Origin of the sequence: Bradyrhizobium sp. AZCC 1577 (genome assembly GCF_036924575.1) — a bacterium.
GTDB lineage: Bacteria > Pseudomonadota > Alphaproteobacteria > Rhizobiales > Xanthobacteraceae > Bradyrhizobium.
In genome coordinates, this window is the sequence record NZ_JAZHRQ010000001.1 from 1051969 (window position 1) to 1076623 (window position 24655).

23 protein-coding genes are annotated in these 24655 nt (G+C 62.4%); 10 read left to right on the forward strand and 13 right to left on the reverse strand.

Translation table 11 applies throughout. The features are described from left to right. Together V1278_RS04870 and V1278_RS04875 are read right to left on the reverse strand one after the other, a co-directional pair. Window positions 1-576, reverse strand: coding sequence for a TRAP transporter small permease subunit (locus V1278_RS04870; protein WP_334365493.1), 576 nt, complete (start codon window positions 574-576; stop codon window positions 1-3). A 377-nt stretch (window positions 577-953) separates the two neighbouring features. Next, entirely contained in the window at window positions 954-1949 is a 996-nt protein-coding gene (locus tag V1278_RS04875) for a LysR family transcriptional regulator (protein WP_334365492.1), read from the reverse strand. A 113-nt stretch (window positions 1950-2062) separates the two neighbouring features. On the opposite strand from V1278_RS04875, the gene V1278_RS04880 reads away from it, so the two are divergent. Further along, window positions 2063-3001, forward strand: a complete 939-nt coding sequence (locus tag V1278_RS04880; RefSeq protein ID WP_334365491.1) for an MBL fold metallo-hydrolase — start codon at window positions 2063-2065, stop codon at window positions 2999-3001. Window positions 3002-3146: 145 nt separating this feature from the next. On the opposite strand, the gene V1278_RS04885 is transcribed toward V1278_RS04880, so the two are convergent. Together V1278_RS04885 and V1278_RS04890 are read right to left on the reverse strand one after the other, a co-directional pair. After that, complete coding sequence (locus V1278_RS04885) at window positions 3147-3785, reverse strand: 2-dehydro-3-deoxy-6-phosphogalactonate aldolase (RefSeq protein WP_334379876.1); 639 nt, start codon at window positions 3783-3785, stop codon at window positions 3147-3149. Window positions 3786-3797: 12 nt separating this feature from the next. Next, on the reverse strand, window positions 3798-4712 hold the full coding sequence (locus V1278_RS04890; protein WP_334379877.1) for a 2-dehydro-3-deoxygalactonokinase: 915 nt from the start codon (window positions 4710-4712) through the stop codon (window positions 3798-3800). Between the two features lie 234 nt (window positions 4713-4946). Between V1278_RS04890 and V1278_RS04895 the strand changes: the two genes are divergently transcribed. Further along, window positions 4947-5939, forward strand: a complete 993-nt coding sequence (locus V1278_RS04895; protein WP_334379878.1) for a Bug family tripartite tricarboxylate transporter substrate binding protein — start codon at window positions 4947-4949, stop codon at window positions 5937-5939. 45 nt (window positions 5940-5984) lie between these two features. Here the strand turns inward: V1278_RS04895 and V1278_RS04900 are convergent, their stop codons facing one another. Further along, a complete protein-coding gene (locus V1278_RS04900) occupies window positions 5985-8579 on the reverse strand; it encodes a VCBS domain-containing protein (protein ID WP_334379879.1) in 2595 nt (864 codons plus the stop codon). A 291-nt stretch (window positions 8580-8870) separates the two neighbouring features. On the opposite strand from V1278_RS04900, the gene V1278_RS04905 reads away from it, so the two are divergent. Together V1278_RS04905 and V1278_RS04910 are read left to right on the forward strand one after the other, a co-directional pair. Then, the gene (locus V1278_RS04905) at window positions 8871-9527 is read left to right on the forward strand and encodes a FecR family protein (RefSeq protein WP_334379880.1); all 657 of its coding nucleotides are present in this window, start codon (window positions 8871-8873) and stop codon (window positions 9525-9527) included. A gap of 117 nt (window positions 9528-9644) precedes the next feature. Next, the gene (locus V1278_RS04910; protein ID WP_334379881.1) at window positions 9645-10514 is read left to right on the forward strand and encodes a tetratricopeptide repeat protein; all 870 of its coding nucleotides are present in this window, start codon (window positions 9645-9647) and stop codon (window positions 10512-10514) included. Window positions 10515-10574: 60 nt separating this feature from the next. Here V1278_RS04910 and V1278_RS04915 read toward each other — a convergent pair whose 3' ends face one another. Both V1278_RS04915 and V1278_RS04920 read right to left on the reverse strand, forming a co-directional pair. Next, complete coding sequence (locus V1278_RS04915; protein ID WP_334379882.1) at window positions 10575-11555, reverse strand: Bug family tripartite tricarboxylate transporter substrate binding protein; 981 nt, start codon at window positions 11553-11555, stop codon at window positions 10575-10577. A 424-nt stretch (window positions 11556-11979) separates the two neighbouring features. Continuing rightward, entirely contained in the window at window positions 11980-12279 is a 300-nt protein-coding gene (locus V1278_RS04920; protein ID WP_442894618.1) for a hypothetical protein, read from the reverse strand. A 253-nt stretch (window positions 12280-12532) separates the two neighbouring features. On the opposite strand from V1278_RS04920, the gene V1278_RS04925 reads away from it, so the two are divergent. Beyond that, the gene (locus tag V1278_RS04925; protein WP_334365483.1) at window positions 12533-12730 is read left to right on the forward strand and encodes a hypothetical protein; all 198 of its coding nucleotides are present in this window, start codon (window positions 12533-12535) and stop codon (window positions 12728-12730) included. A 17-nt stretch (window positions 12731-12747) separates the two neighbouring features. After that, window positions 12748-13017, forward strand: a complete 270-nt coding sequence (locus V1278_RS04930) for a hypothetical protein (protein ID WP_334365482.1) — start codon at window positions 12748-12750, stop codon at window positions 13015-13017. 68 nt (window positions 13018-13085) lie between these two features. Here the strand turns inward: V1278_RS04930 and V1278_RS04935 are convergent, their stop codons facing one another. Beyond that, entirely contained in the window at window positions 13086-13646 is a 561-nt protein-coding gene (locus V1278_RS04935) for a hypothetical protein (RefSeq protein ID WP_334365481.1), read from the reverse strand. Between the two features lie 95 nt (window positions 13647-13741). Continuing rightward, window positions 13742-14206, reverse strand: coding sequence for an Lrp/AsnC family transcriptional regulator (locus tag V1278_RS04940; protein ID WP_334365480.1), 465 nt, complete (start codon window positions 14204-14206; stop codon window positions 13742-13744). A 160-nt stretch (window positions 14207-14366) separates the two neighbouring features. Here V1278_RS04940 and V1278_RS04945 point away from each other — a divergent pair, with 160 nt between their 5' ends. Then, window positions 14367-15380 (forward strand): 1-aminocyclopropane-1-carboxylate deaminase, encoded by a 1014-nt coding sequence (locus V1278_RS04945; protein WP_334379883.1) that lies wholly within the window; start codon window positions 14367-14369, stop codon window positions 15378-15380. A gap of 9 nt (window positions 15381-15389) precedes the next feature. Here the strand turns inward: V1278_RS04945 and recQ are convergent, their stop codons facing one another. Continuing rightward, window positions 15390-17252, reverse strand: coding sequence for a DNA helicase RecQ (gene recQ / locus V1278_RS04950; RefSeq protein ID WP_334379884.1), 1863 nt, complete (start codon window positions 17250-17252; stop codon window positions 15390-15392). A gap of 241 nt (window positions 17253-17493) precedes the next feature. On the opposite strand from recQ, the gene V1278_RS04955 reads away from it, so the two are divergent. The 3 genes from V1278_RS04955 to V1278_RS04965 are packed head-to-tail and all read left to right on the forward strand — an operon-like array spanning window position 17494 to window position 21565. Beyond that, window positions 17494-18846: a cytochrome c gene (locus tag V1278_RS04955; protein WP_334379885.1), complete on the forward strand. Its 1353-nt coding sequence runs from the start codon at window positions 17494-17496 to the stop codon at window positions 18844-18846. Continuing rightward, window positions 18843-19340: a (2Fe-2S)-binding protein gene (locus tag V1278_RS04960; protein ID WP_334379886.1), complete on the forward strand. Its 498-nt coding sequence runs from the start codon at window positions 18843-18845 to the stop codon at window positions 19338-19340. Before V1278_RS04955 ends, V1278_RS04960 begins: the two co-directional genes overlap by 4 nt. Continuing rightward, the gene (locus V1278_RS04965) at window positions 19337-21565 is read left to right on the forward strand and encodes a xanthine dehydrogenase family protein molybdopterin-binding subunit (RefSeq protein WP_334379887.1); all 2229 of its coding nucleotides are present in this window, start codon (window positions 19337-19339) and stop codon (window positions 21563-21565) included. Before V1278_RS04960 ends, V1278_RS04965 begins: the two co-directional genes overlap by 4 nt. 6 nt (window positions 21566-21571) lie before the next feature. Here the strand turns inward: V1278_RS04965 and V1278_RS04970 are convergent, their stop codons facing one another. The 3 genes from V1278_RS04970 to V1278_RS04980 all read right to left on the reverse strand — a co-directional run bounded on the left by V1278_RS04970 (window position 21572) and on the right by V1278_RS04980 (window position 24646). Next, window positions 21572-22948 carry a vWA domain-containing protein gene (locus tag V1278_RS04970; protein WP_334379888.1) on the reverse strand — a complete coding sequence of 459 codons (1377 nt, stop codon included), beginning with the start codon at window positions 22946-22948 and terminating at the stop codon, window positions 21572-21574. Between the two features lie 7 nt (window positions 22949-22955). Continuing rightward, on the reverse strand, window positions 22956-23903 hold the full coding sequence (locus tag V1278_RS04975) for an AAA family ATPase (protein ID WP_334379889.1): 948 nt from the start codon (window positions 23901-23903) through the stop codon (window positions 22956-22958). A 107-nt stretch (window positions 23904-24010) separates the two neighbouring features. Continuing rightward, a complete protein-coding gene (locus V1278_RS04980; RefSeq protein WP_334365473.1) occupies window positions 24011-24646 on the reverse strand; it encodes an HAD-IA family hydrolase in 636 nt (211 codons plus the stop codon). Window positions 24647-24655: the final 9 nt, after the last annotated feature.

Genomic DNA, 24655 nt, shown 5'->3' on the forward strand with positions numbered 1-24655 from the left:
TCAGACCTCGATCTTCTCGTGTTTGGCCAGGAATGCGCCGGTTCGCCAAGCCCAGAGGCTCTTCATCAACTCCGAGATGCCCTGCAAGAACAGCATGAAGGCCGTCAGCGGAATAACCCCGCGCAGCGGCCACAGGACCGGCGTCCACGCGCCGGAGCTTCCGCGTTCGTTGATCGAGAGCGAGTAGAGGAAATCGTCTATCGACAGAAAGAACAGCACGACCATTGTCGGCAGGAAGAACAGCAGGAACGCCAGGCTGTCGATCATGCCTTTCGTGCGATCCGAGAATGTTTCCCACAGTACATCGGTGCGGATGTGAGCGCCCTTCAGGAGCGCCAACGCCGAGCCCAGCATGAACAAGGTCGCGTAGGACATCGTCGTCACATCGAGGGCCCAGATCGTCGGATCCCCCAGGACGTAGCGGGCAAAAACCTCGACCACATTGGCGCAAATCAGGGGAATGATCGAGAGGACGAAGAGGTACCCGGTCAATTCCGTGAACTTGTCGATGCTACGGATGACGGCCAAATAGCCGCGCGGTGGCATGGGCTTTGGCGAAGCAGATATGTTGGCCATTGCAGTATGCCCAGACGGCGCCCGGCCTTGGACTTCCCTATAGGAGTGCGCGCCACCGCTCCATTCAAATGATCCCAATGCTAGCTTAGCGGCCGTCCGGGTGCCAGCGGATGAATGGCCGCGGCGATCGGTTCAGGATTGCGATGCACAATTAGGCAGAAAAGCAATTCCACGGCGACAAACAGATAGGCGCCCGGGACCGAATGTCTGGTGGGCACTTCTCAGACTCACACGTTTCGCCAGCGCGGTCTCTGCCGGGGGGATAAACGAGCGCCCGGGGGTGGAGAATATTGGATCGCAGGTCCTCTCCCTCGGCCAGCCTACGATTTTGGACGATTTCGCACGATTGCGCGCAACTGGTCTCGATTGGGGCGCGTTCAATCCGCTCCTGTCTCAACTTCTCGCCTCGAATGTTTGGATGAGGCTTCCTTCTTATCTCTGGCTTGCTTTGGGATTGTTGGCGTCACCGTTCGAAGTCTCTCCGCAACTTGGCTCTTCCTCAGGTCGGCAAACTCTTGCCTGAGCAGGTCCACGACGGTTCTGACCTTGGGGAGATCTGCCATGCGCTTGTGGCAAACGATCGTGAGTTCTGCGCGGAGCGAGGTTGGAAGCTCGAGCTTGAGTTCCACGAGCTCGCCCGGTCGCTTGAGCCGATGGGAAGTCTTCAGAAGGATCATCGCACCGGCACCGGCCTGGCAGGCTGCGACCTGCACGCTGTAATCGTCAGATGTGAAAGCAGGACGAAAGTCCGGGATCCGGGCCGCGAGTTCCGGATTCGGGCTCACCATCTCGCGCTCTCCCGCCCATGCGATCCAGTCGAGGTCGCGGAAATCGTATTTCGCGGGCAGTCTCCGTGCGTAGTCCCTGCTCGCGTAGGCGCCGATCGGAACGATAACTTCATCGACTGTGATCAGATCAGGATCATCGGACGGGTATTTCCTGAGCGCGATGTCCGCCTCGCCGCGCGAGAGATTGAGGCGCTCCGTGCTGGCCAGAACCTCGAGAGTGATCTGTGGATGCTTCCTCTTGAGCTTTTCCGCGATCGGCGCCAGGAAATCGAAGGCGAACGATGGTGCCGCCGTGATGCGCACGCGGCCGCTCACGGGCGAGTCCTTCGCGTCGAGTGAACGATTGGCTTCCGTCGCCCATTGCGCCATGCCTTGGGCGGCGGGGAGCAGCCTTCTTCCGGTCTTGGTCAAGGAGATGCCCTGGTTCTTGCGGACGAAGAGCGGCTGGCCCAGCCCGTACTCCATATCCGCGATCCTGCGGCTCAAGGTGGGCTGGCTCACTTTGAGGCGTCGCGCGGCGCCGCTCAGGCTGCCGGCATCCGCAACGGCGAGAAAAATCCGCAGGTCATCCCATTGGAGGTCCACGTTCACCCCTCCCAGCTAGCGGCCATTCATTTATGTATGGCTATATAGGAATTTAGACGATTGCTATTCTACCCGTCCAGGGCAAAAGCGGCAGCAGAAATGAGGAAAACATCATGCTCCGTAAGTCTGGACTGCTTTTCATTGGCGCCCTTGCCATCTCGGCGCTTTCGGCATGCACGCAGACGACCCATCCGGCGAAGCCCGCAGATATCGGCAAGCCAATCAGCTCGGCCGCCATGGAGGCTTTGATTGATCAGCCGGGACCAATTGAACTCAAGACGGTCGTCGGCGCGGATTGGGTTGCCGATCTTTCGGGACTGCTCAATCTGAAAGATCCAAAAGCCGTTGAAGCGGGGCTCAAGGATCGCGAGGAGCCGATCAAGATCTATGCGCATCTCTTGCGGCACCCGACGCAGGGATTGTTCCTGATCGACACAGGTGTTTCAAAGCGGTTGGTGGAGAATCCCGCGGGTGTCGGGGTCGGATGGGTGCTGAGAACGTTCGCTAAAATAGACAAGATGCAAGTCCGGCAAGACACTTTGTCGGTTATCAAATCGGCAGGTATGCCCCTCAAAGGTGTCTTTATGACCCATCTCCATTTCGACCATATCTCCGGGATGCCGGATATTCCCAAGGACGTTCCGATTTACACGGGACCCGGCGAACCTGAGTACTCGAACTTCGAGAACATGTTCGTCCAGGGGATGGAAGATCGCTTCCTTGAGGGAAGACCCGCACTTCAGGAATTCCAGTTCTCGAAAGACCCGGGCGGGAAGCTCGAAGGGGTGATCGACGTCTTCGGTGACGGTTCGTTCTTTGCGATCCAGAGTCCGGGACACACTCCGGGCCACATGGCGTTTGTCGCGCGCACCACGACAGGTCCGGTGCTCCTGACCGGCGACACTTGCCACACGCGCTGGGGTTGGGAGAACGGCGTTGAGCCGGGAAGCTTCATTGACGACCGGGAACGCAATCGGAAGAGTTTGCTCGCGTTGAAGGCCTTGAGCGAACGTCACCCGAAGATGATCGTGAAGTTGGGTCATCAGCCTTGAGTCTGGCCTAGTTGGATCGAGGCGATACGGGAGTCCTTTCGACGACTGACACTCTCTCCGTCAGCCCGCCGTCGCGTGCGCTTCGGCACGCGGCATGTCCGCGACGGAGGGCAAGCGACGGCGGGCGGGACCGACTCTCGCTAATCTACGCTACCTGTTGAACAGCCATGTCGTACGCCTCAATCGTCGCCTTGGCGCGTGTGGCTACCTCCGCCGCCGTCATGCCGGGCTTGTAGAGGCTGCTGCCGAGGCCGAACGCCAGAATGCCGGCCTTCGTGTAATCCGCGAAGTTCTTGTCGGAGACGCCGCCGACAGCGGCGATCATCAGGTCCGCGGGAAGAACGGCGCGGATCGCGGTGATGCCCGCCGCGCCAAGCACGCTCGCGGGAAAGAATTTGAGGCTTGAGGCGCCAGCCTTGGCGGCAAGCAGCGCCTCCGTCGGGGTAAAGACGCCGGGCATCGTGACCATGCCGCGTGCCCGGGCGCCGGCTATGATTCCAGGATCGACGTTGGGAGTTACGAGAAGCCGGCAGCCAACATCGTGGAGCCGCTCGACAGCTTCCAGCGTCAAGACCGTGCCAGCCCCAACCAGGATTTCGGCGGGCGCCTTCCTGACGGCGATCTCGATGGAGCGGAACGGCTCCGGCGAGTTGAGCGGGATCTCAATCGCCGTCATGCCGCTGTCGATCAGCACGCTGACGATATCCGTTGCCTCCTCGGGCCTCACGCCGCGCAGGATCGCGACCAGCGGACGCTTCATCGGGGGAAATGGGACAACGCTCATTCGTCTGATCCTTCATACGTTCCAAATCGAGTGAGCGGCCATCGCAAGACCGCGACGGACCGCATCCTCGGCACCGATTGATCGGACGGGAACGGAAACCGTGTCAAACGCCAATTGGTAAAGCATCTGGAGCCTTCCTGACGCCACCAGCGTGATGCCTGCCTTGGGAGCTTCGCCGGCGAGCCCCGCCGCCAGTTCAAGACCAATCAAGGTGCCCGATATTTTTTCGCGGGCCGAGGATGGCTTGCCGCCGTAGAGGAGCTGACCCGATCGCACCTGAAACAGCAGATTGGCAGCGTGCGCAGGCGTCTCGAACGCGGCGGCGACCGCCGACTTGAATGTCTCGACATCTTCCGCTTCATCGGCGCCGGCCACCGCGTGGGACAGGATCGTCTCGCGCGACACGACGTCGAAAAGCTCGCCCGTCATGAACGTGGCGAAGCGCTCGACGGTGCCGCCACTCGCCCTGACCCATTTCGAATGGGTGCCCGGCATGCAGACAAGCGCCTCGTCGGCCGCGTCCACGCCCAAGGCGCCGAGCAACTGTGTTTCCTCGCCCCGCATGACATCCGGCGCCTTGGGGTCTCGTTGCGCTATTCCCGGGAGGATGCGGATGTCACGGTCCTGTCCCGACACCACGACGGCCTGCTTCAGGATCGCTGCGAGCGGCGCCGGCGTCTCGACATAACCGGCCTCGACCCACCCCTGCCGGGCGCCGGCCATGCCGCAGATGACAACGGGCAGGCCATCCGCGGCGCCGACGGCTTCCAGATGCGATTGCAGCACGGTTGCGAAGCCAAGCTTGCCTGCCGCCATCATGCCTTCGTGGCTGCGCCGCTCCCCCAGCACGTTGCCGGTCCGGTCGACCAGCCAAAGCCGAAAACTGCTCGTGCCCCAATCGACCGCAACATATGCAGCCTCGCTCATTTCAGATCCGTCCCGATGCTATCTGCGCCTCGAGGACATCGTATCACGCCAATCCGCCGGCGAGCTACGCTCGCTTTCCATTTGATTTGCGGCAGCGCAATCAGCATGATCCGAGGCCATGTGAAGCCAGGCCGTTGCTGCGGCGTGGCTTTGCCAACGAGCACACGTCCGCGACAACGCGGCATCACAACAAAAAGAATGACTTGAAAAAGAATGACTTGGGAGGACGCCGTCGTGATCAATTTCTCCTTCAGACGTGTAATCATGGGCCTTGGCCTGCTGATTGCGGCACTCTCGCCGCAGGCGCACGCGCAATCGTCCGCCAAGACGGTGACGCTGGTGGTGCCCTTTGCAGCCGGCGGCGGCACCGACACCGTCGCGCGTCTGATCGGCGAGCGGATGTCGCGCACGCTCGGCCAGTCCGTCATTATCGAGAACGTGGTCGGAGGCGGCAGCACGCTGGCCAATGATCGCGTGGCCCGATCGGCGCCTGACGGCACCACGATCCTCATCAATCACGTCGCGCTGCTTGCGGCTCCCAGCCTGTTCACCAACCTGCGCTATGATACCAAAACGGCATTCGAGGCAGTCGGCCTCGTCAACAACGCGCCGATGGTTCTGATTGGCCGCAAGTCGATCCCCGGCGCGGGACCGAAGGATTTTGTGGACTGGATCAAGGCACAACGCGACAAGGCGAACTTCGCGCATGGTGGGCTCGGGACCAACAGCCATTTGTGCGCCGTGATGATGGGCAATGTGCTCGGCTTCAAGCCCACAGTTGTCGCTTATCGCGGATCAGCTCCAGCGATCTCCGATCTGCTGGCGGGGCAGATCGATCTTTTGTGGGATCAGGTGACCAACGCGCTGCCGCAGATTCAGGCCGGAACGCTTCACGGCATCGCCATTACCTCGCCGGAACGGCTCGAACAATTGAAGGACGTGCCGACCACCGCCGAGCTTGGCATGCCCGAGGTCAGCTACTCGATGTGGCATGGACTCTACGTCGCGAAGGGCACGCCCAGGGAAACCATCGGCGCGCTGAATTCAGCGCTCCGCGCAGCACTGGCCGACCCGACGCTGCTGGAAAAGCTGAAACAGCTCGGTACGCTGCCGTTTCCCGAGAACGAGCTGTCGCCCGAGGCGCACGCGCGCCTGTTCGCCAGCGATCTGACGCGGGTGGCCAAGCTCGTTGAAAGCTCGGGAATCAAGGCGAGCGAAGCGAAGTAGGGCGTGCGGCGTGGAACGGCTGCGCTAGAATCCGGCGCTGCTCCGTCACACGATCAGATCGTGCGGCGCTTGGGTAGTGACAGCGATACCCGGCTGGTTCCAACTGAAACCGTCGGACCATTGTGCAGACAGTTCGATCGTTTGGGCTGTCTCTGTCGTCGCCGACGGTACACTGGCTCCTGAAGCGTCTTCGGGGGAACTGACAGACGATGAGATGTCCCCTGAAAGGTCGATGACGTCAGAAGTTTTGACGTCGGACATCTTGTCCTTGAAGTGGAACGTGTCGTCGGCGCCGTTGATCGTGATCGTCACTTCCTGTGCGGTGCCGTCGATGGTGGTTACCGTGAAGGTGTCGGTCAACGTGTCGCAGTCGTTCAGCGCCTCCACGTCGCAATTGGCGTTGTCGAGCGTGTAGGTCCAGACGCCATCCGCCGTCATTGTGAAGGTGCCATAGCCGCCATCGCTCGCCTTCGGCCTGCACACCTCCGTGAACGTATTGGGCGTGTTGTCGACGTCGGTGTCGGTGAGCGTGCCGGTCGCGATCGGCGTACCGTATGTGCAGGCGCCAGCTTCGGTTACTGAACCGGTCGTGGCGCCGCAAATGACGGCGTCGTCGTTGGCGCCGTTGATGGTGATCGTCACCACCTGCGGGGTGCCGTCGATGGTGGTCACCGTAAAGCAGTCGGTCAGCTTGTCGCAGACATTGAGTGCCTGCACTGTAGAGCTGGTGTTATCGAGCGTATAGGTCCAGACGCCATCCGTCGTCATGGTGAAAGTGCCATAGCCGCCATCGCTCGGCTTCGGCGAATCGATCGCCGTAAATGTGTTGGGAGCGTTGTCGACATCAGTGTCGGTGAGTGTGCCGGTCGCGGTTGGTTTGCAAGATACCGAATTGGCCACGCCGCCAGCCTCGACGACCGAGCCTTGCTTGGTTCCGCAAATGATGGCGGCGTCGTTGGTACCGTTTATGGTAACCGTCACCAGTTGCTCGGTGCCATCCAGGGCGGTCACCTTGAAAGTGTCGGTCAACGTGTCTCCGACATTAAGTGCCTGCACCGCGCAATTGCTGTCGTCGAGCATGTAGGTCCACACGCCGTCCGGCGTTATCGTGAAGGTGCCATAGCCGGCGTCGCTGGCCGTCGGGCAATTGACCGCCGTAAAACCGGACGCGTTGTCGACGTCGGTAGCGGTCAGCGTGCCGGTCGCGGTCGGCAGATCGCACTTGGTGCCGCCGTCCTCGGTCACGGAGCCGGTCGTGGTGCCGGAAATGACTGCTGCGTCGTTGGTGCCGTTGATGGTGACTGTCACGACCTGGGGGGTGCCGTCGATCGTGGTCACCGTGAAGGAGTCGGTCAGTTTATCGCCGACATTGAGTGCCTGCACCGCGCCGTTGGAGTCGTTGACCGTGTAAGTCCATACGCCGGCCGCCGTCATCGTGAAGGTGCCAAAGCCCTGCGCGCTCGCGGTCGGAGTGCCAACCGTCGTAAAAGTATTGGGCGCGTCATCGACGTCGGCGCTGGTGAGCGTCCCGGTGGCGCTCAGCGTGGCGAGCGCGACGTTGGCGACGCCGCTGGCCTCGATCGCCGTGCCATCGGTTGCGCCGGAGATGATGGCCGCGTCGTTGCTGCCGTTGATGGCGATCGTAAAGAGTTGATTGGCCGAGAGCGTGCCGTCGGATACGGTGACCATGAAGTCCGTGCTGGTGGGCTCGGTCAGCGCATTGATCGCGTTATTGTCCGGAACGAACGTATAGGCGCCGGTCGTGCTGTCGACGTAAAGCGTGCCGTAGGGACCAGGTTTCGATACATCGTACGTCACCCCGTCGATGACGGTGCTGCCGGGGGTTCCCCCGCTGATGCCGAAGGTCAGCGTAGCGTCGCTGTTGGGGCTACTGGCATGGAAAGTGCCGCTTGTCGCGGTGAAGAGGTCAAAGACCGTGGTGTCGATTTCGGTCGGCCCGATCACCGCATTCAGCGTCGGTGGCGTCGGCTGCGGAGGCGGCAGTTGTCCGATAATCATCTCCGGGGCCGATGCGAGGATCACCGCGGGCAAAGCAGGCAGTTCCTGCTCCGGGGAAGAATCATCAATCTGAATGAAATTGATCGGTTGCACCGGTAGCTGCTCAAGGGGAGGAGGCGTGCTCGATCCCGTCGACCCCAGTCCCTTCTCGTAGATGGCGAGCGCCTCCTGCTGGGCCGCCTGCAGTTCAGCCATTCGCGCAGCGGAGTTTGTGCTCTGACTGACGCTGATCGTGGACCCTTGCGAACGCAGGATGATGGTCTGTCCGGGATCGTCAACGAGGATATGTCGAGGGATCACATCCTTGGTGACCAGCTCGAATGCGCCGTGCTCAAGGTCCTTGTATGTGATGTTGCCGTCGTCTAGGAGCGTGACGTTCGGATCGGCGGCCCGGGCCTCCTTCACAAGCGAGAAGGTCAGTGCCGTGAGCCACAGCATGCCGAACCTGCCGGCATGCGTTCGAGTTTGCGGATCGCCCGCCGCGGCTTGAGCGGCCGTGCAGGCCGCGCGCCTAAGGGTGCCGAAGCCGGCCGCGGCCTGAACGTTGCCGATAATTTGGGGAAGCGGAGCTGCCGCGGCCTTACGTTCGTCCCCAGTCTCGGCGTGGGACCCGACAAGCATGGCTTCAACCCCGCCCCTCGTGCGAAATTTTCGTGGTCTGGCTTTGCCCAGCCCATGAGGTCAAAATATTCAGGTCAAAATAGCCTAGCGCGGCCAGCCGAAGGCTAGCCGCCAAGACTCCAAGCTACCCAATCCATGGGCGGTAGGCTTTAGGCTCAAAAGGAGTAATCCTTTTGAGCGGGTAATAGAATAATGCCTTCCCCCGACATCGGGTCTAATGTCGCCCTGGCCGACGGTTCAAAGCGACCGTGAGCGCTCTCTCGGACAAGATCTTCTCAGGAAGGGGGGATCATGTGCACGCAGGCTATTGCTGCATTGGTGACAGGCTTCGTTCTGGCGACCGCCGGGCTTTTTGCTGGGCCGGCTCACGCGCAACGCGATTCCGCCAGGCCCGCCGTTCAGGATCTAGCGTCAAAACCAATTGGAAAAATTGTTGTCGCCACAGGTTCGGTCACGCTTGAACGCGCGAGTGCGATGGTCGTTCAGGCCAGCACCTCAGGTCAAGCCGGTCAGGCGAAGGTCGGTGATCTCGTCTATCAGGGCGATGCAGTTGCAACCGGCGCCGACGGCCGGGTCGGTATCAACTTCACCGATGGCACTTCCTTCAATCTGTCGAACAACGCGCGCATGGTTTTGAACGAGTTCGTGTACGATCCAAATAGTACGTCCAACGCGTCCTTGTTCAATCTGACAAAGGGCACCTTCACCTTTGTCGCAGGCAAAGTCGCGAAGACCGGCGACATGAAGGTCGACACCCCGGTCGCGACCATGGGCGTTCGAGGCACCACGCCACGCGTCGAAATTTCGGATGACGGGACAGTCAGATTTTCTACTCTCATTGAAGAAGGCAAGAGCAGAGTCGCAAGAAAGCCGACGGCACCAGCGGCGCAGCAACCCGATCAAAAGCCTTTCCCGAAGTCAAATCTGAATATCTGTCGGGGGTGCTAAGCGCCGCTCCGGTGCAAGCCGCTTGCGGTGCGAGAAATTCATCAGTTAACCAGTCCGGGCGTGCCACCATCACGTCAATGGGGCCCATTCGCTAGTTCCAACATCGGAAGGCCTGATATGGAATTTAGTGCAAGCAAGCGCATCGTCCACGGCTTCGCGCCCGCTTTTGCCTTGCTGCTGCTCGGCTCACTCGCTGCGGCGCAGAGTCCCAAGAAGAGCGACTATCTCGAGAACATCGCGCTGTGCAACGGCCCGGGACACACTTCGCTTGCAGCCCGGATCGGTGGTTGCACGGCGTTCATCGATTCCGGGCAAGGTACAAAGACCGCACTTGCTATTGCCTATAACAACCGCGGCAATGCCCATACGATAAACGGAGACGTCGACCGCGCCCTCCTGGATTTCGATAAATCGATCAAGCTCGATCCAACTTACGCCAAGGCATTCAATAACCGCGGCGGGGCTTACCTACGGAAGGGTGAATACGACCTCGCCCTCCAAGCTCTTGACGAGGCGATCAGGCTGAAGCCGAACTATGGCCGGGCTTTCGTCAACCGGGCCGGGGTCTTCCTGAAAAAGCATGAGTACGATCGCGCGGCGCGGGATTACGACGAGGCAATTCGTCTTGAGCCCAATCTGGAAGCCGCGTGGAGCGGGCGCTGCTGGACCCGGGCTATCCTCGGCTCGTTGCAGGCGGCGCTTGAGGACTGCAACAAGGTGCTTCAGTCATGGCCGAACGACGCCGCCACATATGACTCGCGCGGATTGATTCGCTTGAAGATAGGAGAAGCTGCCGCGGCAATAGACGATTTCAGTGCCGCACTGCGGGTAGATCCGAAGCTGGCGAGTGCATTCTATGGGCGCGGGCTTGCCAGGCTCAGGAGCGGCGACAAGGCTGGCGGCGACGCCGACATTTCCGCAGCAAAGGCAATCCAGTCCGGTGTCGACGACGACTTCGTGCGCTATGGGGTGAGCGCTGATAACTGATCAGCGCGCTCGGCGCGGCGAACTCGCCATGAAAGCGGGTGCCGCGCCTGCGCTACTAGGCTAATCCAGCTTCACGTTCGCCTCGCTCACGACCTTACGCCAGCGCTCGATTTCCGATGAAACCATTTTCGCGAACGCAGGACCCGTGACATCGGGGACGTCGGAGCCGTTGCGCTCCCAGGCTTCCTTGATGGCGGCGGTCTGCATGGCCTTCTGCACTTCCTTGGCCATCTGCTGGACGATTGCCGGCGGCGTGTTCTTTGGTGCGAACAGGCCATACCAGGTCGATACTTCATAACCGGGCAGGCCTGCTTCCGCGGCGGTCGGAAGATCGGGGAATGCAGCCACGCGTTTCGGCGCGGCGACCGCAAGCGCGCGCAACTGTCCGGCCCTGACGGGCCCGGCTGACGAGCCGAGCCCGTCAAACACGACCGGCACGTGGCCGGCGATGAGGTCCTGCATCGCGGGCCCGGCCCCGCGATAGGGGACGTGCTGGATGTTGGTCTTGGTCAGGATTTTGAACAACTCACCCGCTAGGTGATGCGTGGTGCCGGCTCCGGCAGAACCGTAGTTCAATTTGCCCGGATTGGCCTTGGCGTAGGTGATGAATTCAGCCAGCGTTTTGGCAGCGACCTTCTCGGGATTGACGACGACGACCTGGGGCGGCCGCGCGACCAGGGCAACTGCAACGAAGTCCTTCTCGAAATTGTAGTCGAGATTGGGATAGAGCGACGGTGCAATGGCGTGATGCGCTGCGCCCATGAAGAAGGTGTAGCCATCCGGCGCGGCCTTCGACGCCAGCGATGCGCCAACCGTGCCGCCCGCGCCGGCGCGGTTTTCAATCAGCACGCGTTTTCCCAACTGGCTGTCGAGCTGGGCTGCGAGCGGGCGGGCAAAGGCGTCGGTGCCGCCGCCGGCCGCGAACGGCACGATGAAGGTGATCGGCTTCTCCGGCCATGACTGGGCTTGGGCCTGACCGGCCACGGCGGATACCGCCGCCAGAACTGTAAACAGGGCGTACCGGACAACTCTTGACTTCACGGTATTCTCCTCCGGGTATTGCAAATTGGCGTCCGCCCTCGGCGGCGCGATTGTCTTTTACGTCCCTGATTCCGGCTTTATTCCGGAGACGGCCAGGGCAACGAGCCCGCACCGTATGCAAGATGCCAGGCGCGATCCATCAAAATGAGCGGCCGGCCGGGGGAAAATGGTCGTAGTCCCTGGGGCGTATGGTCGTTCCCGCGGGCGCCGGCACCGCTCGTTTCCCGTACGGCCGCGCCAAAGGGTACCAAAATGGCCCGGACTGCCGCTATCGCGCCAGATCTCGGACGCCAAGGCCGAGGTGAAGACGGCCGAAATCGCCCGCAATGCGCGGGGATTTACGTTCTTAATTTCCTGCAAGGCGAAGGCAAAGGAGAAAGAGACGGCGGAGAACTAGAAACTGCGCCCCCACTTCCTTCAACGCCTACCGCGAATTGCTGCCGCAGTCTGGGCGTTCCAGGCGCTCCAGCTCACACTTGGCAAGGCTTCGCTGGTCGGTCGCCAGCGGCCGCCGGGTCTGCCGCTCATAGGCGGCGATGATGTGCTGCGACTGCCGGATTTTCTGCTCGAGCTCGGCAATGGTCTTCTGGGTCTTGCCGGTCCTGCTCGACTGAGCGGACTCGCCCACCGTAAACCTGGCGGTCTCGATGCTCCTCAAGGTCTCGCGAAGCTTCTTGAGCTGGGCGCGGTGCCACGCAATGGCGCTGTCACTATCTACCGGCATGCAAACCCTCCTGATTCGTGGCCGAATCTAGCACGCATGGGGCAAGTTGGGCCAAGGGGGCCCCCGGCGGGGCATCGGGCCCACCGATTTCGCATGGCGGGAGGCGGCCGCTTCCCGATTTCGACCCTTTTTTGCCATCGAAGCGACCGCGGGCGAGCCTTCTAACAACAAACTTGCGTGGCGATCTGTGGTCAGCGCGGTCCCTCTTATCGTCCAGGCGGCAGAATGCCGGCCCGGAGCAATGGAGCGTGCGATGAGCGAAGTTGAGTTCGATCGAATTGTCGATGCTGTGCGGAAGGAAATCGCGCTGGCGCCGGCGGCGAATTCGCTGACGGAGCTGCGGGCCTCCGAGGGAAGAGCGAAGACCATGGGCGACAAGCCAGCGTCCCGACGCCACGCTCCCTTCGTCCGGATTCGCCGCGTCGGCGAGGGGCGGAAGCGATACAGGTGACGCGTATAGGAGGCCACATGGAGCGATCGGTGTTCGAAGTCGTGAAGGCGCCGCTGGGCTGGTCGGTGTTTGCCGACAACGTCAAGATCGGCGGCGTCTACGATTCGCGGGGCGCCGCCCTCGAGGCCGCCGTGCTGGCCGCCTCCTATACCGTCAGCGACGGCGGTGGCGTTCAGATCAACGTGCCCGGCGCGGAGGAAGAAAAGCCGAGATGGGCGATCGCGTTTGATATCGCAGCCGCCATTCTGCCGACGCGGAGCGGGCGCGAGCGAAGCAGGGCACGGTAAAGCCGGCGCAGTCGCGAGCCATGTGTGGATCGACACCGGCCGCCGGCGGTCTTCCGCCGCTGGCCTTTTCATTTAACATCGTCGAACGGCGACACCGCGGGACGGCCAATGCGCGTCCGCTTGATGCGGCGCACTGCCATCGGCGCGCCGTCGGACTGATACTGCAGCTCGTATTTCTTGCCGTTCTTGTCGCTCGCGGTGCAGGAAATGCTGGAGACTTCGAGCGTCACGAAGTTTCCGACCTGCTTGCAGAGGCCGGCCGTCAATTCAACTGATGGTATCGGTAGCCCGTCGGCCTTCGGCCTGTCCTTGGATTTCAGCAGCATCCGGTCAATCGGCAATTCGTACAGGTTGGCCTCCGGCCTTCGCCCGTTGTCACCGGAGAACGTGATGGTGTGACTGCCGTCGCTGGGATCGTCGAGAGCCACGGTAAAATTGGCGCGGCCTTCCTCGGTCTGGAAGAACGCCACGGCCCGGCAGGCAAAGTCCCGTCCGGCAACCTTCAGCGTGCTGCACTTGCCGGACATCAGTGCGAAGATGATGGTATCGGGCTCGTCCGAGGCGAGCGCCGGCGTTGTCGTGAGAAGGATGGCAAGGGCGAAAGCCCGACGGCCAGGGCGCGTGGTCATGTTCGGTTGATACGACATCGAGCGCCGTGTTGGCCAGACCGGCGGAGTCCGGACATCGGAAGAGGATAGCGCCGGTTTGGTGATACCTCAGGCCATCAGAAGTCGAGCGGCGCGTTGTCGACTACCTCCTTCATGACGAAGAAGGTCCGGGTCTGGCGAACGCCCGGCAGCGCGATCAATCGTTCGCCGTGGATGCGGTTGAAATCCTCCATGTCGCCGACGCGAATCTTGAGGAAATAGTCGAAATCGCCCGCCACCAGATGGCAATCGAGCACGAATTTGAGTTGCGCGATCGCCCGCTCGAAGGCGGCAAAGCTTTCCGGCGTCGAGCGGTCGAGCACGACACCGACCATGACGAGCGCACCCTTGCCGACCTTGCGCGGCGCCACCATCGCCCTGACCCCTGCTATGAATCCCTCGTCGAACAGGCGCTGGGTGCGGCGGTGACAGGTTGCGGCGCTGACACCGGCCGTTTCGGCCAGCTCGGCATTGGTCAGCCGGCCGCTATTTTGCAGCAATCGCAATATCTTAAGATCGATGCGGTCGAGCCTGCCTGACATGGAAGAATATTCCGCGCTTGCGCTGAGTGATGGCCGATAATGCATCGTAATCTCAAAATGATGCAATAATAACGCTAGCAGCGTATCGATTTTGAAAGCACCTGTCTGGTCCGTGGTGATAGAGGCATCCCCCGACATCAGACCATCAACGGGGATGACCATGTTGGAGAAATTCGAACGCTATCCGCTCACCTTCGGACCTACCCACGTCGAAAAGCTGGAGCGGCTGTCGCAGCATCTCGGCGGCCAGGTCGAGCTCTATGCCAAGCGCGAGGATTGCAATTCGGGGCTGGCCTTCGGCGGCAACAAGCTGCGCAAGCTCGAATACATCGTGCCCGACGCGATCGCCTCCAATGCTGATACGCTGGTCTCGATCGGCGGCGTGCAGTCCAACCACACCCGCATGGTTGCGGCGGTGGCGGCCAAGATCGGCATGAAGTGCCGCCTGGTGCAGGAAAGCTGGGTGCCGCATGAGGATGCGGTTTACGACCGGGTCGGCAACATCCTGCTCAGCCGCGTGATGGGCGCGGACGTGCGGCTGGTGGATGAAGGTTTCGACATCGGCATCCGCCAGAGCTGGGAAGAGGCGATCGCGGATGTGAAGGCGAAGGGCGGCAAGCCCTATGCGATTCCCGCCGGCGCCTCCGTGCACAAATATGGCGGGCTCGGCTATGTCGGTTTTGCGGAAGAAGTCCGCGCGCAGGAGAAAGAGCTAGGTTTTGCCTTCGATTACATCGTGGTCTGCACGGTCACCGGCTCGACCCATGCCGGCATGCTGGTGGGATTTGCCAAGGACGGCCGCGCGCGCAAGGTGATCGGCATCGACGCATCCTTCACCCCGGCCCAGACCAAGGCCCAGGTGCTCGACATCGCGCGCAATACCGCAAATCTCGTCGAGCTGGGTAGGGAGCTCGTCGAGGACGACGTCGTCCTGATCGAGGACTACGCCTATCCAGCTTATGGCGTTCCGTCGGAAGAGACCAAGGAGGCCATCAGGCTCTGCGCGCGCCTCGAAGGCATGATCACTGATCCCGTCTACGAGGGAAAATCCATGCAGGGCATGATCGATCTCGTGAACAAGGGCTATTTTCCCAAAGGATCGAAGGTGCTCTACGCCCATCTTGGCGGCGCGCCCGCGATCAACGGATACGCTTACACCTTCCGCAATGGATGAGGTCGAGACTTACGCGTCGGCTGCCCGCACCACCGCGAGCAGTTCGTCGCCGTAATGTTCGAGCTTCTTGTCGCCGATGCCGGGAATATCGCGCAGCGCGTTCAGCGTCGCCGGCCGTGCGGCGGCAATGCCGTCGAGCGTGGAATCATGCAGCACGACATAGGCCGGCACGCCTCGCTGGCGCGCGATCTCCGAGCGCCACGCGCGAAGCGCGGCCTGAAGCGGGGCGTCGGCGGGCCTCGCCTCGGCGCGTGGCGCGAGATCGCCACGCCTTGATTTGGCGCGGCTGGCGCGAATGCGCGTGCCCGGCGCCGCCTCGCGCAGCATGATTTCGGTCTCGCCCTTCAGGACGCCGCGCGCGCTCTCGGTCAGCTTCAGCGCGTTGAAGGCCTCGCTGTCGGCCCGCAGATGGCCCATGGCGACCAACTGGCGGATCACGGCACGCCATTGCTTCTCGTTGAGCTCTCGGCCAATGCCGAACACGGACAGTTTGTCATGTCCGAATTGCGTGACGCGCTCGGTTAGCCGACCCACCAGCACGTCGATTAGGTGCATAGCGCCGAAACGTTGTCCGGTGCGGTAGGCGCAGGACAACAGTTTTTGCGCGGCGACTTTGCCGTCGCGAAGCTGCGGCGGCGACAGGCAGTTGTCACAATTGCCGCAATTGCTGGAGGTCGCCTCCTCGCCGAAATAGCCGAGCAGGCGGCTGCGCCGGCAGCCCGCGGTTTCGGCCAGCGCCACCAGTGCGTCGAGCTTGCCGATCGACACGCGCTTGAACGTATCGGAGCCAGTGGATTCGTCGATCATGCGGCGCTGCTGCACGATGTCGGTCAGGCCATAGGCCATCCAGGCGCTGGACGGCTTGCCGTCGCGTCCGGCGCGGCCGGTTTCCTGATAGTAGGCCTCGATGCTTTTCGGCAGATCGAGATGCGCCACGAAGCGCACGTCCGGTTTGTCGATCCCCATGCCGAACGCGATGGTGGCGACGATCACGACGCCATCCTCGTTGATGAAACGATCCTGGTTGCGGGCACGAACGCTGGCGTCGAGACCGGCGTGATAGGGCAGGGCCGGAATTCCGGCCTTGCTCAGCGCATCGGCGGTATCCTCGACCTTGGCACGCGACAGGCAGTACACGATGCCGGCGTCACCCGCGTGCCGCTCGCTGATGAAGGCTTTGAGCTGGGCCGGGGCGTTCTGCTTCTCGACGATCTCGTAGCGAATATTCGGGCGATCGAAACTCGAGATGAAGTTTGGCGCGCCTGATAGCCCCAGCCGGGTCACTATCTCCTTGCGCGTCATCTCGTCGGCGGTTGCCGTCAGAGCAATGCGCGGAACGTCGGGAAAGCGCTCGGCGATCGCGGACAGGCCGATATATTCGGGACGGAAGTCGTGTCCCCATTGCGACACGCAATGCGCCTCGTCGATCGCAAACAGCGCGATATTGGCCTGGCCGAGCAGGGAAAGGCAGCGCGGCGTCAAGAGCCGTTCCGGCGCGACATAGAGCAGGTCGAGGTCGCCGGCCAGTAGCCGCCGCTCGACCTCCGACGCTTCGTCGAATGACAGCGTCGAGTTCAGCACGGCCGCGTTGACGCCGGCCTCCAGAAGTCCCGCGACCTGGTCGCGCATCAGCGCGATCAGCGGCGACACCACGATGCCGCAGCCCTCGCGCAGCAGCGACGGCAACTGGTAGCACAGCGACTTGCCGCCACCGGTCGGCATCAGCACTAGGCAATTGCCGCCCTCGGTCACGTGCCGGATGATTTCTTCCTGCGCGCCGCGGAAGGCGGGCAGGCCGAACACGGAATTCAGGACGGACAGCGCGTCGGGCGCATTGCCGGATTCAGAGCGCCGGGCTGCAGGGGCAGGCATGAGAGTGAGGTCGTCCGGTTGAAGGCGTGTGGCGCCAGCCTTTGGGGCAGGCGCCGCGGAATTGAGGGATCAATAGGCCAAAAACATCGTGGCAAGTCTATGCCTGATTTTGATGTTCCCGCGGCGTTTCGGCAATCGCAGTAAGGGGTCAACTGCCGGTGATCAGCGCGTCCGGGGGCGAACGACGCAGCGAGATTTGTGTTAGAAGGCAACCCAAGCAACAAAAACCCGAGGCGAGAGCATGCGGGCATCGACGCGGATCATCGCGGGCATCGTTGCCGCCGTGCTGATTGCTGCCGCGGTCGCAGCCTTTGCCATTGCGTGGCGCCCGGCAATCGCGGCAATCGATCCTCCCGACCCGCAATCCTTCGATGCCGCCCTCGTCAAGCGAGGCCGCGACCTGGCGGCGATCGGCAATTGCAGCGATTGCCATACGCCGCGTGGCGCTAAGAGCTTTGCCGGCGGTCTGCCGGTGCCGACCCCGTTCGGCACGATCTTTTCCACCAACATCACGCCGGATCCGGAGACGGGAATCGGCCGATGGTCGGAAGCGGCATTCCGCCGCGCGATGCGGTCGGGCGTCAACCGTGAAGGCCAGCACCTTTATCCGACATTCCCATACGACCACTTCACCAACGTCAGCGATGAGGACGACCGGGCGCTCTATGCCTTCTTGATGACGCGGCAGCCGGTTCGCGCAGCGCCACGCGAAAACCAGCTCTCTTTCCCGTTCAACCAGCGGCTCGCCATCGCGGGATGGAAGTTGCTTTTCCTTCGCCACGACACCTATCGGCCTGATCCCAGGCAGAGCGCCGAGTGGAACCGCGGAGCCTATCTGGTCGAAGGGCTCGCCCATTGCGGGGCCTGCCATACGCCGCGAAATGCGCTGGGCGCGGAGCGCGTCAGCGCACGGTTTGCCGGCGGCGATGTCGACGATTGGCACGCCTATGCGATCAACGACCAGTCCCGCTCACCCATGCCCTGGACCGCCGATGCATTGTTCAGCTATTTGCGCGAAGGCTGGCATCCTGATCACGGCACCGCGCGCGGGCCGATGGCGAAGGTGGTCAGCAACCTGTCCTCGGTGCCGGCAAGCGACGTCCGCGCCATCGCGGTCTATATGGCCGGCGTTTCCGGTACACCGACGCCTGGCCGCGCGGGACCAGGCGAGGATGCCTTGGCGCGCGCCAAGGCGGCTTCGCAGACAAACCCGGTCGGCGCGTCGATCTACACTGCCGCCTGCGCGTCGTGCCACGAGGGTGGCAGGCCGCTTCCTTATGGCGGGGTCGATCTCGGCCTCAGCACCGCGATCTCAAGCCCCGACCCGCGCAATCTCGCCAACATCGTGCTGTCAGGCATTGACGCGGTGGAAGGCGAGCGCAGCCCGATCATGCCGGGCTTTGCCGCCAGCATGAATGATGATCAAGCTTCGGCCTTGCTCAACTATTTGCGGGCGCGGTTCAGCGACCAGCCGGCATGGGCCGACCTCAAGAAAACCATCGCGGAAGCGCGACGCACGCAGACCGTATTTCTCCAGACCTCGCCCGCGCCGCGCAATGCGCCTGCCGACCCTCAGCAGCGAGAAAAGCCATGATGACATTGAAGGTCAACGGCCGTGAGCATCAGGTCGACGCGGAGGCGGATACGCCGCTGCTGTACGTGCTGCGTGACGACCTCAAGCTCAACGCCGCCAAGTACGGTTGCGGACTGGGACAATGCGGCTCGTGCACGGTAATCGTGGACGGCAAGGCGGTGCTGTCCTGCGTCGTGCCGATGGTGCTGCTCGAAGGCAAGCAAGTAACGACGCTGGAGGGGCTCGGCACGATCGCCGAGCCCGCGCCGATCCAGCGGGCGTTCATGGAAGAGCAGGCGGCGCAATGCGGCTATTGCATTCCGGGAATGATGATGCGGGCGCAGGCCTTGCTGCAAAAGAATTCGAAACCGACCGACGAGCAAATTCGCGCTGAGCTCGAACCGCATCTGTGCCGCTGTGGCACCCATATGCGGATTCTGCGTGCGGTGCATAGGGCGGCGCGGCTGATGGACACGGCAGATGCGTCACCGGCAGCCAACAGGAGCGCCCGATGAACGCCCCCCTCATTATCGATCGCCGTCGCGTGCTGGCAGGCGGCGGCGCGCTGATCGTCAGCTTCTCGCTCGGCAGTGCTTCGGCCCAGCAACAAGATGCGCCCGCGGCTGCCGCACCGAGCCCGCCCGGCAGCTTGAAAACATCGCCCTATCTCGACGCGTGGATCCGCATCGATGCCAATGGCGTCGAGGTGTTTACCGGAAAGGCCGAACTCGGCCAGGGCTTCAAGACGGCGTTTCAGCAGATCGCGGCCGAGGAGCTCGATATTGCCTTTGAATCGCTCAAGGTGACGACGGCTGACACGCGCCTGACCGCGAACGAAGGCTATACCGCCGGCAGCAATTCGATGAAGGACAGCGGCACCGCGATCCAGAACGCGGCGGCGCAGGTCCGCGCGCTGCTGATCGCGGAAGCGGCGCGGCGACTTGGTCTGTCGGCCGAGAGCCTGCGCACGGCAGACGGCGCGGTGATCGCGCCGGATGGCAAGCGCCTGTCGTATGGTGAGCTCGTCGCAGGCGAGATGTTACATGTTCAGGCGCAGCCAACATCCAAACTGAAGGACCCCGCGACATTCAAGGTGATCGGCCGGCCGGTACCACGCGTCGACATCCCCGCAAAAGTGACCGGCGGAGAGGCCTATGTTCAGGACATGCGGCTGCCCGGGATGCTGCATGCCCGCGTCGTGCGGCCGCCGAGCTACGGCGCGGAACTGACCGAATGCGATACCGCTGCCGTCGAGAAGCTGCCCGGCGTCGTCAAGGTCGTGCGTGATGGCAATTTCCTGGCCGTGGTCGCGGAAAAGGAATTCCAGTCGATCAAGGCGATGAACGCGCTTGCCGCTGCCGCCAAATGGAAAGAAACCGCACGCCTGCCGAAACAGGATGATCTGCTCAACGTGTTGACCAGCCTGCCCGCGCAGGACACGACGATCTTCGAGCGCAGCAATGCCGCCGTCGCGGCCCACAAGACTATCGAGGCGACCTATACGAGGCCCTATCAGGCGCATGGATCGATTGGGCCGTCCTGCGCGGTGGCACAATTCGTCGATGGTGCGATGACGGTGTGGACGCATACGCAGGGCGTCTATCCCGATCGCCAGGGCATCGCCGAAATGCTCCGCATGCCGCCGGCCAGCGTTCGCCTGATCCATGTCGAAGGCTCGGGCTGCTATGGCCATAACGGCGCCGACGATGCCGCGGCCGACGCCGCGCTGATCGCCCGTGCGTTACCCGGCCGACCCGTTCGCCTGCACTGGACGCGCGAACAGGAACATGCCTGGGAGCCGTTCGGCCCGGCGATGGTGACGAAGCTCAAGGCCTCGCTCGACGGCAATGGCAAGATTGCCGACTGGAATTTCGATGTCTGGAGCAATACGCATTCGATGCGGCCGGGCGGCGCCGGATCGATGCTGGCTGCGCAGCACATGGCGCAGCCCTTTGCCGTGCCGGCTCCGAGGCCGTTGCCGCTGCCGGAAGGCGGCGGCGACCGCAACGCAATCCCGTTCTACAATTTTCCCAATGCGCGTGTCGTACATCACTTCATTTCCGAGATGCCATTGCGGATTTCGGCGATGCGGGCGCTCGGCGCCTACCACAATGTGTTCTCGATCGAGAGCTTTATCGATGAGCTCGCCATTCTCGCCGGCGCCGATCCGGTCGAGTTCAGATTGAAACATCTCAACGATCAGCGCGGCCGCGACGTGATCGAAAAGGCCGCGCAAGCCTTCGGATGGAAACCTGATCAGAAGCCGCCGCCGGATCGCGGTTATGGCTTTGCCTTTGCGCGATACAAGAATCTGGCCGCCTACTGCGCCGTCGCTTCCGAAGTGGAGGTGAACCGCGAAACTGGTCGCCCGCGCCTGGTCCGCGCGGCGGCGGCGGTCGATAGCGGCCAGGTGGTCAATCCGGACGGATTGATCAACCAGATCGAAGGCGCAATCGTGCAGTCCATGAGCTGGACGCTGTATGAAAGCGTAACCTTTGACGAGACCAGGATCACCAGCATCGACTGGCAGACCTATCCGATCCTGCGTTTCAATTCAGTGCCCGAACGCATCGAGGTTCACATCATCGACCGTCCAGGGCAGCCGTTCCTCGGCAGCGGCGAAACCGGGCAGGGCCCGGCGGCGGCCTCGATTGCCAACGCCATCGCCAACGCCACGGGAAAGCGACTGCGGAATTTGCCGCTGACGCGCAAGCGCATCAAGGAAGCGATCGATGCATGAAGGCGGCTACTGATAGCTCGCCACGATGTCCGACACCGCGCGTTCAAGCTGCTTGGCGGTAGCGCATTGGCGGACGACCGTGCAAAAGGTCGAATAGCGCGGCATTTCGGAATCGCCCCAGCCCCAGGCCATGCGTCCCTCGGGATTGAGCCAGACCAGCCGTTTCGACCGTTCGGCAATTCGACGAAGGATATCCGCGCGCGGATCGAGATTGTTGCTGCGGGCATCGCCGAGCACGATCACGGTGGTCTGTGGCGTGATCGCGCTCATCCACTCATCCTCAAAGTCAGCAAGCGAACTGCCGTAGTCGGAGGAGCCGAAACCGACTTTGGACATGATCTCGGCCATCGCCTCTTCCGGCGATTTGGATTCCAGGATGTCGCTGACTTCGATGAGGTGTCCGGAGAACGCGAACGAGCGGACGTCGTCCACCACCTCGTGCAGGCTATGGATCAGCAGCAGGAAGAAATCCGAAACCCGCGCCACGGAGCCCGAAACGTCGCACAGCGCCACGATCTTCGGCTTGTCGCGATGCCGCCGCTTCCACGCGGTGAGGAAGGGCACGCCGCCCCAGGCGGCGTTGCGGCGGATGGTTCGGCGGACGTCGAGATGGCCGCGGCGCTGGCGCTTGCGCGGCTTGGAATAGCGCTCGCGCAGGCGGCGCGCGATCTGGCGGATCAGATGCCGCATCTGTTCGACCTGCCGCGGCTCGATCCGCGACAGCGGCGCATTGCGCAAAATTTCGTTGCGCAGGTTTTCCGCTTCCTCGCGGCCGTACAGCATCAGCGCCTGCGAGACCGTGTCGCGCACCGTGCCGCGCAGGCCGTCCAGCGCGTTGGTCAGCCGCTCCGCCAGCGCCGGGTTGGTCGCCGCGAGATTATCGAGATCGTCGCGCAGGCGCTGGATGCCCATCTGGTCGAGGAGGCGGCCGGAGAAGATGCCGCGCTGGGTGAAATATCGGATGTCGGACAGCGAGGCCGCGCTCGCCGCGTTGGCAATCGCAGCCGAAAGCTGGTTACGATCCTGCGCCAGCAGCATTTGCGCGAGTTCGCCAAGCCCTTCGGCTTGCTCGTCCCCGCCGCTCGTTTCGCTCGGTGAATTGGATGCAGCGTTGGATCCGTCCGCATCCTGCTCGTTCGGCTTGCCGTCTTTGGGCGGCGATTGCGGCTCGGGCTGATCGAAGAACAGGTCGAAGCAATCGCCGAGCGCCTTCTTCTCATCCTGCGTCTTGGCGAGCGTCAGCAGAAAAGTGTCGCGCAGGATGGCGCGGTCGGTAAAGCCGACCTTGGAGACGGCCCGCATTGCATCGATGCTTTCCGCCGGCGAGAGCCTGACGCCTGCGCCCCGCGCCGCACGAAAGAAGCGATGCAGGTTCTCGCGCATTCACGCCTCACCCGAAGACGTTTTGACGCGAGGCCTTGGCGATGAAGGTAGAGACCTGCGGCATGGTGGCCTCGATATCCGCCTCGTATTTCAGGAGAACGTTGAGCGTATCCTTGACCATCTCGTGGCCGAGCTCGGGCGCCTGCAGCAGCACCAGCACGCGCGCCCAGTCGATGGTTTCGCTCACCGACGGCAATTTCTTCAGGTCGAGCGTGCGGACCTCGCGGATGAAGCTTACCATTTGCCTGCGCAGCGTCTGCGAAATGCCGGGCACCCGGCTCTCGACGATCCGCTCCTCCAGCTTCTGCTCGGGAAAGCCGATGTGCAGATGCAGACAGCGCCGCTTCAGCGCGTCGCCGAGGTCGCGCTCGCTGTTTGAGGTCAGGATCACGGTCGGCGGCGCGACCGCGACCACCGTCCCGAGTTCCGGAATCGTGACCTGGAAATCGCTGAGGATTTCCAGCAGCAGCGATTCGAATTCAGCGTCGGATTTGTCGATTTCGTCGATCAGCAATACGCAGCCCGCGGGTTGCTCCAGCGCCTGCAACAATGGCCGCGGTTCGACGAACTCCTTGGAGAAGAACACGTCGCCGAAATCGTGAAGCTGGTTCAGCGCCGCTTCCAGCGTCGGCGCGCCGCCGAGCACTTCGCCGAGCTTGTCCTTCAGGATCTGCGTGTACAGAAGCTGCTTGGCGTATTTCCACTCGTAGAGCGCTTTCGCCTCGTCGAGCCCCTCATAGCATTGCAGGCGGATCATCTTCATGCCGCGCCAGGCGGCGATCGCTTTGGCCAGCTCGGTCTTGCCGACGCCGGCCGGACCTTCGACCAGAATGGGCTTTTCGATCTGCTGCGCCAGATAGACCGCGGTCGCGATCTGGCGGCTCGCAATATAGCCTTGCGCCGCAAGACCGCTTTCCACTGCCTCGATCGAGGTCGAAGGCCTGATATCAGCCACCGGGTTTCAACTCCGAATTCGATGATTTCGGAATGTTCTGCCTGCGTTCACGGCAAAGGACAAGCGCCGTTTGGTCATAACGAGCGCGCAGTTCCGCTATTTTCCGCCTAGCGCAATGCCAGCCCGGTCGCTGCTTCCAGTTCATTAATCGCCTGCGCCGCATTGACCACCTTGATCGTGGTCATGCCCATCTCGCGCGCCGGCTTCAGATTGACGCCGAGGTCGTCGAGATAGACGCAGTTCTTGGGGTCGACCTTCAGCGTTTCAACCATCATCCGGTAGATGCGCGGGTCGGGCTTTCGAAGGCCGATTTTCGCGGATTCGATGACATGGTCGAACAGTGCCATCACTTCGGCGACATAGAGTGTGCGCCCGCTGTGGCTGCCGATGGCGTTGGCGGGCAAGTTGTTGGTGATGCAGCCGGTCTTGAACTTTGCTTTCACACGCTTCAGTGCCTCGACCATTTCGGGCCGCAGATCGCCGGACAGTAGCGGCAGCACGTCCTTGCCGCGAACCGCCGCGCCCAGCGCCAGCGATTCGGCCGCAAACAATTCGTCGAAGGCTTCGATATCGACCTCAGCGCGCTCGAATTTTGCCCAGGCATTTTCCAAATGATTGGCGGCGTTGGTGCGCCGGATGATGTCGGCCGGCAGCCCGCGCTCGGTCTCAAACCGCGTGAACGCCTCGAATGGCGAGGTGGTGAGCACCCCGCCGAAATCCCAGATCACTGCCTCGATCATCATGCCCTGCCT

Bases quoted from the DNA above. Each gene is read 5' to 3' on its own strand.
- V1278_RS04870 (WP_334365493.1), bottom strand. From the start codon at position 576: ATGGCCAACATATCTGCTTCGCCAAAGCCCATGCCACCGCGCGGCTAT.
- V1278_RS04880 (WP_334365491.1), top strand. From the start codon at position 2,063: ATGCTCCGTAAGTCTGGACTGCTTTTCATTGGCGCCCTTGCCATCTCG.
- V1278_RS04885 (WP_334379876.1), bottom strand. From the start codon at position 3,785: ATGAGCGTTGTCCCATTTCCCCCGATGAAGCGTCCGCTGGTCGCGATC.
- V1278_RS04890 (WP_334379877.1), bottom strand. From the start codon at position 4,712: ATGAGCGAGGCTGCATATGTTGCGGTCGATTGGGGCACGAGCAGTTTT.
- V1278_RS04900 (WP_334379879.1), bottom strand. From the start codon at position 8,579: ATGCTTGTCGGGTCCCACGCCGAGACTGGGGACGAACGTAAGGCCGCG.
- V1278_RS04905 (WP_334379880.1), top strand. From the start codon at position 8,871: ATGTGCACGCAGGCTATTGCTGCATTGGTGACAGGCTTCGTTCTGGCG.
- V1278_RS04910 (WP_334379881.1), top strand. From the start codon at position 9,645: ATGGAATTTAGTGCAAGCAAGCGCATCGTCCACGGCTTCGCGCCCGCT.
- V1278_RS04920 (WP_442894618.1), bottom strand. From the start codon at position 12,279: ATGCCGGTAGATAGTGACAGCGCCATTGCGTGGCACCGCGCCCAGCTC.
- V1278_RS04925 (WP_334365483.1), top strand. From the start codon at position 12,533: ATGAGCGAAGTTGAGTTCGATCGAATTGTCGATGCTGTGCGGAAGGAA.
- V1278_RS04930 (WP_334365482.1), top strand. From the start codon at position 12,748: ATGGAGCGATCGGTGTTCGAAGTCGTGAAGGCGCCGCTGGGCTGGTCG.
- V1278_RS04935 (WP_334365481.1), bottom strand. From the start codon at position 13,646: ATGACCACGCGCCCTGGCCGTCGGGCTTTCGCCCTTGCCATCCTTCTC.
- V1278_RS04940 (WP_334365480.1), bottom strand. From the start codon at position 14,206: ATGTCAGGCAGGCTCGACCGCATCGATCTTAAGATATTGCGATTGCTG.
- V1278_RS04945 (WP_334379883.1), top strand. From the start codon at position 14,367: ATGTTGGAGAAATTCGAACGCTATCCGCTCACCTTCGGACCTACCCAC.
- recQ (WP_334379884.1), bottom strand. From the start codon at position 17,252: ATGCCTGCCCCTGCAGCCCGGCGCTCTGAATCCGGCAATGCGCCCGAC.
- V1278_RS04955 (WP_334379885.1), top strand. From the start codon at position 17,494: ATGCGGGCATCGACGCGGATCATCGCGGGCATCGTTGCCGCCGTGCTG.
- V1278_RS04960 (WP_334379886.1), top strand. From the start codon at position 18,843: ATGATGACATTGAAGGTCAACGGCCGTGAGCATCAGGTCGACGCGGAG.
- V1278_RS04965 (WP_334379887.1), top strand. From the start codon at position 19,337: ATGAACGCCCCCCTCATTATCGATCGCCGTCGCGTGCTGGCAGGCGGC.
- V1278_RS04970 (WP_334379888.1), bottom strand. From the start codon at position 22,948: ATGCGCGAGAACCTGCATCGCTTCTTTCGTGCGGCGCGGGGCGCAGGC.
- V1278_RS04980 (WP_334365473.1), bottom strand. From the start codon at position 24,646: ATGATGATCGAGGCAGTGATCTGGGATTTCGGCGGGGTGCTCACCACC.